10 protein-coding genes and 3 pseudogenes are annotated in these 12,966 nt (G+C 47.6%); 7 read left to right on the top strand and 6 right to left on the bottom strand.

Annotated features, from left to right (window positions below):
* Positions 1–99 precede the first annotated feature (99 nt).
* The 4 genes and pseudogenes from A5N84_RS11190 to A5N84_RS00875 all read right to left on the bottom strand — a co-directional run.
* A pseudogene (locus A5N84_RS11190) lies at positions 100–426 on the bottom strand (ATP-grasp domain-containing protein); the annotation flags it as partial.
* On the bottom strand, positions 399–830 hold the full coding sequence (locus A5N84_RS11185; RefSeq protein WP_408633826.1) for a 5-(carboxyamino)imidazole ribonucleotide synthase: 432 nt from the start codon (positions 828–830) through the stop codon (positions 399–401). The pseudogene A5N84_RS11190 and the gene A5N84_RS11185, both read right to left, overlap by 28 nt.
* 72 nt (positions 831–902) lie before the next feature.
* Positions 903–1,361, bottom strand: coding sequence for an L-threonylcarbamoyladenylate synthase (locus tag A5N84_RS00880; RefSeq protein ID WP_078055498.1), 459 nt, complete (start codon positions 1,359–1,361; stop codon positions 903–905).
* Positions 1,362–1,489: 128 nt separating this feature from the next.
* Complete coding sequence (locus tag A5N84_RS00875; RefSeq protein WP_233119792.1) at positions 1,490–2,155, bottom strand: transglycosylase SLT domain-containing protein; 666 nt, start codon at positions 2,153–2,155, stop codon at positions 1,490–1,492.
* Between the two features lie 88 nt (positions 2,156–2,243).
* Here A5N84_RS00875 and A5N84_RS00870 point away from each other — a divergent pair, with 88 nt between their 5' ends.
* The 7 genes and pseudogenes from A5N84_RS00870 (at position 2,244) to A5N84_RS00840 (ending at position 10,446) form a co-directional block, all read left to right on the top strand.
* Positions 2,244–3,890, top strand: a complete 1,647-nt coding sequence (locus A5N84_RS00870) for a glutamine--tRNA ligase/YqeY domain fusion protein (RefSeq protein WP_072280911.1) — start codon at positions 2,244–2,246, stop codon at positions 3,888–3,890.
* Between the two features lie 278 nt (positions 3,891–4,168).
* Positions 4,169–5,431 (top strand): serine hydroxymethyltransferase, encoded by a 1,263-nt coding sequence (gene glyA / locus A5N84_RS00865; RefSeq protein ID WP_072280910.1) that lies wholly within the window; start codon positions 4,169–4,171, stop codon positions 5,429–5,431.
* Positions 5,432–5,512: 81 nt separating this feature from the next.
* Complete coding sequence (gene purN, locus A5N84_RS00860) at positions 5,513–6,103, top strand: phosphoribosylglycinamide formyltransferase (protein WP_072281019.1); 591 nt, start codon at positions 5,513–5,515, stop codon at positions 6,101–6,103.
* 50 nt (positions 6,104–6,153) lie between these two features.
* Positions 6,154–7,406: pseudogene (gene purD, locus A5N84_RS13160) on the top strand (phosphoribosylamine--glycine ligase).
* 20 nt (positions 7,407–7,426) lie between these two features.
* Positions 7,427–8,059 carry a carbonic anhydrase gene (locus tag A5N84_RS00850; RefSeq protein ID WP_072280909.1) on the top strand — a complete coding sequence of 211 codons (633 nt, stop codon included), beginning with the start codon at positions 7,427–7,429 and terminating at the stop codon, positions 8,057–8,059.
* Between the two features lie 14 nt (positions 8,060–8,073).
* Positions 8,074–8,280, top strand: coding sequence for a heavy-metal-associated domain-containing protein (locus A5N84_RS00845; RefSeq protein WP_072280908.1), 207 nt, complete (start codon positions 8,074–8,076; stop codon positions 8,278–8,280).
* An 11-nt stretch (positions 8,281–8,291) separates the two neighbouring features.
* Positions 8,292–10,446, top strand: a pseudogene (locus A5N84_RS00840) (heavy metal translocating P-type ATPase).
* A 215-nt stretch (positions 10,447–10,661) separates the two neighbouring features.
* On the opposite strand, the gene A5N84_RS00835 reads toward A5N84_RS00840, so the two are convergent.
* A complete protein-coding gene (locus tag A5N84_RS00835) occupies positions 10,662–11,594 on the bottom strand; it encodes an FAD:protein FMN transferase (protein WP_072280907.1) in 933 nt (310 codons plus the stop codon).
* A 3-nt stretch (positions 11,595–11,597) separates the two neighbouring features.
* On the bottom strand, positions 11,598–12,959 hold the full coding sequence (locus tag A5N84_RS00830) for an ankyrin repeat domain-containing protein (RefSeq protein ID WP_072280906.1): 1,362 nt from the start codon (positions 12,957–12,959) through the stop codon (positions 11,598–11,600).
* Between the last annotated feature and the right edge of the window lie 7 nt (positions 12,960–12,966).

The raw sequence follows: 12,966 nt of genomic DNA, 5'->3' as shown, positions 1-12,966 counted from the left end.
GCCCAAAGGTTCGCCTGCCAAAATCCGCCACATCTGCTCAAACTGCGACGTCGCACACCCCTCAATCGTCCAATGCCCACTATTATGCACCCTAGGCGCAACCTCATTCACCCAACACCGCCCCTGCCTATCGATAAACAACTCCACTGCAAACAATCCCGCTGAGCCCAATGCTCCCACCACCTCGCGCGCCAACGTCAATGCCGCATTCAAACTTTGCAAAGACAAATCCGCAGGCGCTTTCACATAATCCAACTGATTGAACAGTGCATCAAACACCATCTCTACCACAGGATAGCAACGCACCCCCCCAGCCCCATCACACGCCACTAACACCGCCACCTCCTTCATAATCTCGCATTTTTGCTCAATAACCGACGGTACATCCCAAATATTAGCTAAATCCTCTTCACATTCAAACACCTGAACCCCACGCCCATCATAGCCCCCAAACGCAACTTCTGCACAAAAGGCAAGCCCAAGCGCTTCAAGTCCAAATCCTTACGCCCTTCCATCAAATAAAAATCAGGTGAAGCAATACCATGACGCTGATAAAACTGCTTTTGCAGCCCCTTATCTTGGATAACAGCCAACGCCTGCGCAGAAGGCACCACCCGCACCCCCTCCGCCTCCAACTGACGCAACGCCGCCACATTCACATGCTCAATTTCAATCCCCACCACATCGCACCCACGTCCAAACGCCAACACCGACGCCTCATCAGAAAAATCCCCCACCACCGCCTCATCTGCCAAACCAAAAGCTGGCGCCCCCTCCACATCCAACACCGCCACCTGATATGGAAAATTCGCCGCCTCCTGCAAAAACATACGCCCTAACTGCCCAGCCCCTAAAATCCCAATCTTCATCTTCCCCTCGCTTTTTAATTTCTTATGATTTAATCAATCGCGCAACAACACCTTAGACTGCCAATCCATAATTCGGCTCGGGCGATTTTGCCCCCCCAATTCCCCCACCACCACAGGCATATCCGCAAAATAACTGCGCACCTCTTCAGGCGATTTTGCTGGCAAACAGCCACTATAATTAGCCGACGTTGAAATAATTGGACGCCCCAGCGCACGACTCAACCCCGCCGCCACAGGATGAGAAGAAACCCGAATGGCAATTCTTCCCGTTGTTTGATCGCGCAACCCTTCATTAACCCAGTCTCTCGCCTGCACAATAAACGTTGTTGGACGTTGCGCATTAAATTTTTCCATCTGTACTCTATCGGATTCTGACAACGGCTCAATAAACGCCTCACAACGCTGCCAATTATCGACCACCAACACCAACCCCTTCGCAGGGTCACGCGTGCGCTTATAAGCCAACACCTTCTCCACCACCGACTCATTCAAAGGGTCTCCCCCAAGCCATACACCGCCTCTGTTGGATAAGCAAGCACCCCGCCTGCCCTCACAAAATCCACAATCTCCTGCTCATCTTGCGCCCAATGCCACACAATCGCCATAACCCCCCTATCTTTCTAAGAAATTGGACAGCGTAACAGCTGTTTTTGATACTCAAGCGCCCGATGCGCCACCTTATCTGCAATCGTTATCAGCCATGGTTTTGCCAAAAAACTCGAACTCTCAAATCCTCCCAAACCCTCGTGGTACGCCAAATATTGATTCTTCACATCCTTCAGCCCGACCCCATTGCGCGCAATATTTTTATGCGCATACCAACCAATAAAATCCACCGCATCATCAAAACGCTCCCTAGAAGCTACTGGCAACTTACGCGACTCCTGATACCAACGCCAAGTATCATCTTTAGCCTGCGGAAACCCATACGCCAACGATTTACTCAACGCCTTAGGATTAAAGCGCGATTCCTGATACAAAAAAGCCAACACATACCAAGGCTCAACCTGCCAATTCAGATATCCCTCTGATAGCGCATTTCGCCAATGTGGGCGTGTTTTGAGCATAGTGCAAACATCTTCTATATGTGCACTATTAGGTTGCGCCTCACCCTCAAAAATCGGCAACCGCTGACGCGCCACAATAAAACCAAACCGAGGTTTAGACTTCGCATCAACCGATTCCAACACAGGATTTTTTATTCCTTTATTAGCAGAGCGCTTAGACAAATCAGCCGACGCACAGCCAGCCAATCCCATACAACATAAAACCAATAACCAACGCATTATTTCCACTTGTAAATCTGTTAACATGCCCGCATTTTACAACAGGTAACACATTTAACGATATTTGAAATCATTAACGAGGAAACGCATGAACACACCCAAAGCTGCAAATTTCATTAAGAACATCATCGAACAAGACCTCGAACAAAATAAAAATCAAGGTAAAATCCACACTCGCTTTCCCCCAGAACCCAATGGCTACCTCCATTTAGGGCATGTCAAATCCATCTGCCTAAACTTTGGCATGGCAGAAGAATTTAACGGCAAATGCAATCTCCGCTTTGACGACACCAACCCTGAAAAAGAAAACGAAGAATACATGCGCGCCATAAAAGAAGACGTACAATGGCTTGGTTTTGAATGGGAAAGCCTTCACCACGCCTCCGATTATTTCCAAACTCTTATAGATTACGCCTATCAACTTATCGATAAAGGACTGGCCTACGTTGACTCACAAAGTGCCGAAGACATTCGACTAAATCGCGGCACCCTCACTCAAGCAGGTCAAAACAGCCCCTATCGTAACCGTAGCCCTGAAGAAAACCGCGACCTTTTCACCCGTATGATTGCAGGTGAATTTGCAGATGGCACACACGTCCTACGCGCAAAAATCGACATGAGCTCCCCCAATATTAACCTACGCGACCCCACCCTCTACCGCATCCGCCACAAAGCGCATTTTCATGCAGGTGAGCATTGGAAAGTCTACCCCATGTATGATTACACACACTGCCTATCGGATATGCTCGAAGGCATCACCCACTCCCTGTGCACCCTTGAATTTGAAAACCATCGCCCCTTATACGACTGGTTTTTAAACGTCCTTGATACCCCCTGCCACCCCCAACAAATTGAATTTGCGCCCCTTAACTTGGAATATACCGTCCTTTCCAAACGTCGCCTCATTCAATTAGTCAACGAAGGACACGTCAACGGCTGGGACGACCCACGCCTACCCACCATCGCTGGCATGCGTCGCCGTGGCATCCCTCCCTCAGCGCTACGCAACTTTTGCCAAAAAATAGGCATCAGCAAAGCCGACGGCACCATTGAAATGAGCTATTTTGAAAACGTCCTTCGAGACGAACTCAACCAACATGCCCCCAGACGCATGGCAGTACTAAACCCCATCAAAGTTACCTTAAGAACACTTGAAGAAAACCATGAACAGTGGCTCGAACTCCCCAACCACCCACAAAACGACAGCCTAGGCAATCGCCAAGTTCCCTTCTCCAATACCTTATACATCGAAGCCGACGACTACAGCGACAACCCACCCAAAAAATGGAAACGCCTTGCTAAAGGCGAATCCGTGCGCCTACGCGGTGCTTATGTCATCACCTGCGAAGAAGTCCGCTACGACGAACAAGGCAATGTATGCGAACTCATCTGCCGCCACGACCCCGAAACCCTCGGCAAAAATCCTCAAGGATACAAAGCTAATGGCGTAATCCATTGGGTAAGCGCCCCCCATGCCCTAAATGCCCAAATCCGCCACTATGACCGCCTCTTTAAAGAGCCAAACCCCCTTGCAGCAGACCACTTCCTAGACACACTCAACCCCAACTCGCTCACCATCATTGAAGGCGCGAAAGTAGAACCTGCCTGCCAAGGTGAGGTTGGTAACGTCTATCAATTTGAGCGCCAAGGGTATTATGCCATTGACCCCGACAGCAACAGCGACACGCTTGTATTTAATCAAACAGTCTCTCTGCGCGATAGCTGGCAAAACTAATCTTAATCTCTCAAAAATACTGGCAACAATATAATCCTATAAATCATAATGATATTGTTGCCAGCCCTTATCTCCTAAAGCCGCATTCTCCAATGCGGTTTTTTTATGCCTCATCGTGTTAAACCCCTTATAAAATAAAAATCCCTCCCCACCTAAAACAACCCCAATTTTTGCCAAACAACATTCAAAACACCCCCATACACCACGCGCATTGCAACGGTTGCCGATTGCATTTAAAAGCAGTAAGATGGCGATTTTCTCAACTCTAGGGTTCTCCTATGACATTTAATAAAGCCATGATCATTGCTGAATTTGACGACGACCTAGCCAACGCTATAGCCTGCGAAGAAAAACGCCAAGAAACACATATTGAGCTTATCGCCTCAGAGAATTATGCCTCCCCGCGCGTCATGCAAGCACAAGGTAGCGTACTTACTAATAAATACGCTGAAGGTTACCCCCATAAACGTTACTATGGCGGCTGTGAACATATTGATAAAGTAGAAGAGCTTGCCATTGAGCGCGCCAAATTATTATTTAATGCTGATTATGTAAACGTACAACCGCATTCTGGCTCACAAGCAAATGCCGCTGTCTTTCTTGCGCTCCTTGAGGCAGGCGATACCTTCATGGGCATGGATTTAAATCATGGCGGACACCTAACCCATGGCTCACCCGTTAATTTTTCAGGGCGACAATACAACGCCGTTTCCTACGGCATTGATTCTAAAACAGGACTGATTGACTACGAACGCGTGCAAAAAATCGCCGAAGAACACAAACCCAAACTCATTATCGCTGGATTTTCCGCCTATTCACAAATTCTTGATTTTGAAAAATTTCGCGAGATTGCCGATAGTGTAGATGCCTATTTAATGGTCGATATGGCGCATGTTGCAGGATTAGTTGCCGCAGGGCTTTATCCCAATCCCTTACCGCATGCCCACGTTGTAACCAGTACCACGCATAAAACCTTGCGTGGTCCACGCGGTGGTTTGATTTTGAGCAAAAACAATCCCGAAATTGAGAAAAAACTCAATTCTGCCATCTTCCCAGGCATTCAAGGTGGCCCACTCATGCATGTTATTGCCGCCAAAGCGGTTGCCTTCCAAGAAGCTCTCAAACCTTCCTTTCAACACTATCAAGAACAAGTCATTGAAAACGCCAAAGTGATGGCAAAAGTTCTCATCAATCGAGGCTATGACCTTGTCTCAGGTGGCACTAAAAATCATCTACTGCTTATTAACCTCATCAATAAAAACCTGACTGGCAAAGCAGCAGACGCCGCTTTAGGACGCGCGCATATCACCGTCAATAAAAATAGCGTTCCCAATGACCCGCAATCTCCCTTTATCACCAGCGGTATTCGCATTGGTACGCCTGCTATTACCACACGCGGTTTTAAACAAGCGCAAGCCAAACAAGTCGCCAATTGGGTTGCAGATATTTTAGATGACATGGACAATGAAGAAATCATTATCGATATCCGACAAAAAGTCTCTGAATTATGTGAAGAATTCCCAGTCTACTCTTCTCAATAAATTCATCGCTTTCTTGTTCTTATCTAAAAGCGCTGGTAATCATTGCCAGCGTTTTATAACCTCTCATTCTTTACCTACTTTATGAACACACCTCCTGCCACACTTACTCTTCTGATTTCAGGCAGTGGCTCTAATCTTGCCGCTATTATTAACGCCATTGCCCATAAACGCCTCAATGCGCGCATTGAGCGCGTTATCGCTGATAGAGATTGTGCTGGCAAACAGCATGCTTTTAGCGCTGATATTCCTTTTACTCTCATTGACCGCCACCTACCGCCTAATGAATTTGCAGAGGCTTTAAATCACGCCATCAGTGAACAGACCAATCTTATTGTTTTGGCAGGATTTTTATCCATCATTCCTAAGCGCCTTATTGCACGTTTTCCAAAAAAAATCATTAACCTACACCCCTCACTCCTGCCAAAATATGGTGGCATGGGCATGTATGGCAAAAAAGTTCATCAGGCGGTGATTAAGGCAAAAGAGCAAGAAAGCGGATGCACTATCCATTATGTTGATCAAGGCATCGATACTGGCGAAATTATCGCGCAAGCGCGCGTACCCGTTTATCTGCAAGATACACCCGAAACCCTACAACAGCGCATACAAAAGCAAGAACACGAACTCCTTATCCACACTCTCATCACACTACTACACCCCAAAGCGTTCTAAATTTCGCTACAATAACCCCCTTTTCTTATCGCCCTAAAGGACTATCCATGATTAAAATTCTTATCATCGGCAACGGCGGACGCGAACACGCCATCGCTTGGAAATTGGCGCAAGATAGCCGCATTGGCTATATCTATATCGCCACAGGCAACGCAGGCACAAGCGAATTAGAGCGCGTAGAAAATATTGCCCTAAGCCATATAGATGAACTGCTAGCATTTGCAAAAAGCAACCATATTGATTTAACCATTGTTGGCTCAGAAGCACTTTTAGTCGAAGGGATTGTTGATCGATTCCAAGCGCAAGGATTACGCATTTTTGGGCCCAATCAAGCAGCGGCCAGATTAGAAGGTAGCAAAGCCTATGCCAAATCATTTATGCAACAATATGGCGTTAAAACCGCTGCTTATCAAAGTTTTCATCTTGTTGATGCTGCCCTAGCGTATCTTAAAACCATCGACTATCCCGTTGTTGTTAAAGCCAGTGGCATTGCTGCAGGTAAAGGCGTCATCATTTGTCAAAATCAAAGCGAAGCCAAACAAGCCGTGCAAGAAATCATGATTAACCATCGTTTTGGTAAAGCGGGCAATGAAGTAGTCATTGAAGAATTTTTGCAAGGTTTTGAAGCCTCTATTTTAAGCTTTACCGACAGCCAAACCATCGTTCCCATGCTTTCTGCCAAAGACCATAAAACCATCGGCGAAGGCAATACGGGTGAAAATACGGGTGGAATGGGCGTTGTTTGCCCCCATCCCACACTCACCCAATCCCAATGGCAAGCTTTTTACAAGATATCCTCACCCCTACGCTCAAAGGCATTCAAGGTGAAGGATTAAAATTTTCAGGCGTGATTTTTTTTGGATTAATGATTAATGAACAAGGCGTTTATTTATTAGAATACAACATGCGCATGGGCGACCCTGAAACACAAGCCATCCTCCCACTCATGCAAAATCCTCTCCTAGATAGCATTGAGGCCGCGCTTAATCAAACACTTGAGCAATTTGAATTTAGTTGGCGTGAGGAACATGCTGTTTGTGTGGTTGCCAGCTCTGCGGGATATCCTAATGAATACCAAATAGGACTACCGATAAAAAACATTGAAAAAGCAAGATTTTTCGCCCAAGTTTTTATTGCAGGAGCAAAACGCAAAGATAAAGAATATTTTACTAGCGGTGGGCGCGTTCTAAATGTTGTTGCCACCGCACCCAGTCTTGCGCAAGCACGCCAGCAAGCCTATACCGCTATTGAAAAAATCTCTTTTGATGGCATTTATTATCGCAAAGACATTGGCGCAATCTAATTTTAATTTAACCGTACCCTATGAAAGATACCATCAACCTCCTTTTAGAAAATAACCGACGTTGGGCAGAAAAATTCGCGCGCGACAACCCCGATATTTTTAACAAACTCTCGCACCAACAAACCCCCAAATATCTTTGGATTGGATGCTCTGATAGCCGTATTCCTGCTAATGAAGTGATGGGCTTACTTCCAGGAGAAGTTTTTGTACACCGCAACGTTGGCAATATCGTTCATTCCATGGACATCAACTGCCACAGCGTTATTCAATTTGCGGTTGAAGAGCTTAAAGTCAGCGACATTATTGTCGGTGGACATTACGACTGTGGCGCCATCAAAGCCGCTCTTTCAGGCAAAGACTACGGCATGATGAACAACTGGCTAAGCGCGATTAAAAACACCTATCTCGCCTATGAAACACAACTACCCTCAGACGATAAAGCCGCCCTCATTGACCGCCTATGCGAACTCAACGTCATTTCACAAGTCTATAACGTCAGCAAATCCAACGCCGTTCAACGCGTTTGGGCAAAAGGGCAACCGCTCACCATTCACGGCGTGATTTATGGCGTACACGATGGGCGCTTAAAAGACCTCAAAGTTTCTGTAGACAACAGCGACAATTTAGATAATATTTATAAACTCAAACTCTAAACCTAGGAATTATCATGGCACAACTTACCCTCCACATCCAAGGCATGACCTGTAGCGGCTGCCAACAAAGCATTCACCAAACCCTTATGCAATTAGAAGGGGTGGAAAAGGTAGACATTAGTCTTACAAACCACACCGCTACGATTGAGTATCACTCTCAACTAAGCGCTCAAGCCCTTATCAACGCCATTGAAGCCATCGGCTTTGATGCCCACTGCTAAAACAAATCACCATGTCCGAACGCATTCGCTACCGCATTAGCGGAATGAGCTGCCAAAGTTGCGCCAACCGCTTAGAAAAAGTCCTCAACAAACAACAAGGCATCACCCACGCTAGCGTTAACTTTGCCAATGAAGAAGCGCTCATTGATTATCACAGCGACCAACACAGCCCCGAAAGCCTCGCCCAACTTATTGATAAAACAGGTTTTCAAGCCAGCTTAAATCCCAGTGCAAAACGCCCCCCACTCACCCTCAGCTTGCGGCAAAAAATACTCGCCCTACTGACTTTTATATTTGCACTAAACATGCTAGCCATGACATTTTACCCACCGCTTATGCTCCCGCTATGGCTCCAAGCCATATTGGCAAGCATTTGCCAACTTTGGCTTGCACACCCTTTTTATAAAAGCGCCATCGCTGCTATTAAAGCCAAAACCGCCAATATGGACGTCCTCGTTGTGCTAGGCAGTAGCATTATCTATCTCTACTCCCTTTTCTACACCCTGCACGCCAGCGCAAGCACCCAAGCACACAATACGCACCATGTGCATAATTATTTTGAAGCCAGCGTCATGATTATTGGCTTTATCAGCTTAGGCAAATTTCTTGAAGCGCGCTACAAACGCCAAAGCCAAAGCAGTCTAGAGCATTTATTACAGCTCACTCCAGCACAAGTGCGCGTACAACGCCAAGACACACTGCAAACCCTCCCACTCGATGCAATTGAAATTGGCGACCAAATTCATGCCATTGAAGGTCAGCGCATTGCCTGCGACGGCATCGTTGTAAATGGGCACTTTTGGTGTGATGAAAGCCCACTGACAGGCGAATCCCATCCCAGTGAAAAAACCACAGGACAAACCGTACTTGCAGGCGCAATGGTGGTACAAGGAAGCGGCATCTATCAAAGCCAAGCCCTTGGACGCGACACCCTATTAGGTGAAACCATCGACGCATTAGCCACAGCGCAAAATAGCAAAGCGCCTATTGCGCGCATTGCCGACCGCGTCGCTGCTATATTTGTTCCCCTAGTCATCGCTTTTTCTCTGCTAACCTTCTTACTGACAGGAGTATTTAGCGGACAATGGCAAAATGCCCTCCTCAATGCCGTTGCTGTCCTTGTTATTGCCTGCCCCTGCGCCCTAGGACTCGCCACTCCCACCGCCATTATTGTTGGCATGGGCAAAACAGCCACCCGTGGCATTCACTTCAAAACCGCCGCCGCCCTCGAACAAGCCAGCCAAATTGACACCCTCGTCTTTGACAAAACAGGCACACTCACCCAAGGCAAACCCAGCATCCAAGCCATCTGGTTAGCTGATAATAGCCCCATCGACCGCCAGAGCCTACTCGCCATCACCGCTGCTGCACAACGACACGCCAACCATCCAATCGCCAGCGCTTTTTTACAAGAAGCACAACGCCACAACCTCTCCCTCCCCAGCCTTGAACATTTTCAATCCCACGTTGGACAAGGCATAGAAGCCCAGCACCCCGAATATGGCACCCTCAAAATTGGCACCCTCGCCTTCACCCAAACCACCCTCCCCGACACCCTCCCCCGAACTTTGGCAAGTCGCCACCATTGTCAGCGTTAGCATCAATCATCAACCCATCGGCGCATTCGCCCTAAGCGACCCATTACGCCCTGACAGCCTCAACACCATCCAAAAACTACACGCCATGGGTCTAACCCTCATCTTAATGAGTGGTGATACGCCCACAGTCAGCCAACACATTGCCAAACAACTCAACATCGACACCGCCCACGGCGCCATGCGTCCAAGAGACAAAGCACAAGCCATTGAAAACTTGCGCCAAAATGGGCATCACGTCGCCATGGTAGGAGATGGCATTAACGACACCCCCGCACTTGCCAGCGCCAACATCAGCTTTGCCATGAAAAGCCAAGCCGCCATCGCCGAACACAGCGCCGATGCCATCATTAACCAACCCAGCGCCCTCGTCGACGCCCTACTCATCGCCCAACAAACCGTTACACACATCAAACAAAATCTATTTTTTGCCTTTATTTACAACCTCATTGCTCTACCACTTGCCGCGCTAGGATATCTAACCCCCGCTCTTGCCGCTCTTGCCATGGCGCTTAGCTCGCTTTCTGTCCTTGCCAATGCCATTCGCCTTAAACATCGCCACATTAATTAAAAAAGCGCTCTCTAAGCGCTTTCTAAACTGCCCCTTCACCCTCTTAGCATAAAATATTCATAGGATAATTCCGCCCCATTTTTATCTACCCATCAAATCCCCCAAGGCGAAAGCCCGAAAAATCGCACTCCAACGGAGATAAAAAAACCGCCTCCAAGACGGTCAAGCATACAGCCTATTTAACCCGACTAACGCCACCTATCCTCTATCAAAGCTCATCTTGCAAAACGCGCCACCCATGCCTTAGAACGAATCTCACAAATCCCCTCCTCGTCTTGCAATAAAAACAATGCCGCAATTTCTTCCTTATCCGCAAAAGCGCTCCCATGCACCGCCCCCATCACATACAACCCCGTCGCCAACGCATCCGCCGACATACAAAATTCATCCGCCACCATCACCGACAGCAACGCTCCCTCTAGTGGCTTGTGCGTTACAGGGTCAAGTGTATGCCCATAAACCTTTTCCCCAATCCGACGATATTTACGATACCCCCCTGAACCTGCCAAAGCGCCATCTTGTAGCGCCACATAATCATAAACCAACGTTTTTTCCGCTAACGGCAATTCCAAGCCAATCTGCCACGGCAATTTAGGTGCACGCCAACCCTGACACACCACCTCACCTGCCGCCTCCACCATAAAATGCGCAACCCCCAAACGACGCAATGCCCGAGCTGCATAATCCACCGCATACCCCTTCGCAATACAAGACAAATTAAGCGCCACATCCCGCGTTCTCTGCACAGCATACGCCTCGCCCAATAAAAAACCAGCCTCTGATGAAGCTGGTAGAGAAGAGAGAGAAGACGGCACCGATGCATCCGCTACACTTCGACCAAAGCCCCAAGCCTCAATCGAACGCCCCAGCGCCACATCCACCGCCCCTTGCGTATAATCATACATTGCCAAAGCCGCCGCCAACACCTCATAAAGCTGTGCAGGGACAGTAAACCACTGCCCTACAGGCGTTCGGTTTAAGCGCATCAACGCCGAATGCTCACGAAAATGCGACATCTGCGCTTCCACCTCAGCCAAAGCTGACAAAACAGTTGCATGAACCACCTCATGCTCAACCCCTGCCTGCTCTCGATAGCGCACCTGCCAAGGACCGCCCATGGCAATGCCACGGGCTTGATGAATGCGCATAACTTACTGACTTAAGCGCTTGGCTATCTCACTATCTGCCAACGCCTTATTATCTTTAATAATATCTGCAGCTCTATCCTCAAAATCATCTGCAAAATCAGTTCTTGCGCCATGGTCTAACAACAATGCTAGCGACTCAGGATTTTCACTTTTAAGCGCCAAATGCATCAATGCCGACATCTTATCGCCATCTACCGCATTCACATCCGCGCCTTTTTCTATTAACGCCTGCAAAGTTTCTATGCCCATATTTTGACTCGCCGCGCCAACCAAAGCAGTCAAACCTTTTTTATTCGCCGCCTTAACATCCGCGCCTTTATCGAGTAATAGCGCCACAACCTTATCCGCATCCTTATAATCCCGTTGAGCCGCTTCAATCAAAGGCGTCATCCCCTTTTCATCTGCAACATTAACCTCAGCACCCTGCTCTAACAACAACGCCACCACATCAGGTGTATTACGCGAGGCAGCGTACATCAACGGCGTTCTCCCTCGCACATCCTTAGCATTGACATCCAAACCTGCTTCAATAAAACGTGCAACCGCCTCCTTGCTATTGCGATAAGAGGCAATCGACAATCCATCGCGCCCTTCTTTATTTTTAACTTTTACGTCAAAACCTTGTCCTAATAAATACTCAACAACCGCCACATCATTACGCAACGCCGCCTGCAAAAGCAAATTATTACCTGCCTCATCAACAGAATCTTTTGCAAACCCCTCACTGATTAACCATGCAATCACCTCAGGATTTTTATTTCGCGCTGCTGCCAAAAGCAAGGCATTTTTCCCCTTATCGGCAACTACTTTTAAATCAGAAAGCTTCGCCACCGTTTTTACCGCCTCAAGATTAGGATTGAGATTAGCTGCTGCTAAAGCCGCATTCATCCCAAGTTCATCCAGCTCATTCGGGTCAAGCCCCTGTGCTATCAAATACTCAAACACCGCAGGGTCATTTTGATTAAATGCCGCAAACGCAAACGCATTACGCTCGCTATCATCTAACACCGTCAAATCCGCCCCCAATTCAACCAAATGTTTCACCACATCCAGCGAACTCCCATACGCCGCATAAAAAATCGCAGGGCGCCCATCATGCCCAATCCGATGAATATCCGCCCCCTGCTCAAGCAAATAATTCACCACCTCCAACGGCGCTCCATAACGCAACGCATTTATCAAAGGCGTAAATTGTCTGCTATCCATTTCCTTCACATCGCTTCCTGCCTTTACCACCTCTTCCACCTTCGCGGTATTCACATCCTTCCAAAAATCTTTTTTCAATAAAGGATTTTCTGAAGCTGCCCAAACACCTTGCATAGCAGCCAAAGCCACTGATAACGCCAAAATATTTAACTTACGCATAGTTACT

The sequence above is a fragment of the Rappaport israeli genome, assembly GCF_001888055.1.
Classification (GTDB): Bacteria; Pseudomonadota; Gammaproteobacteria; order Cardiobacteriales; family Cardiobacteriaceae; genus Rappaport; species Rappaport israeli.
Note: the sequence above shows the minus strand (reverse complement) of the source record. Positions and strands in the feature narration are given on the sequence as shown.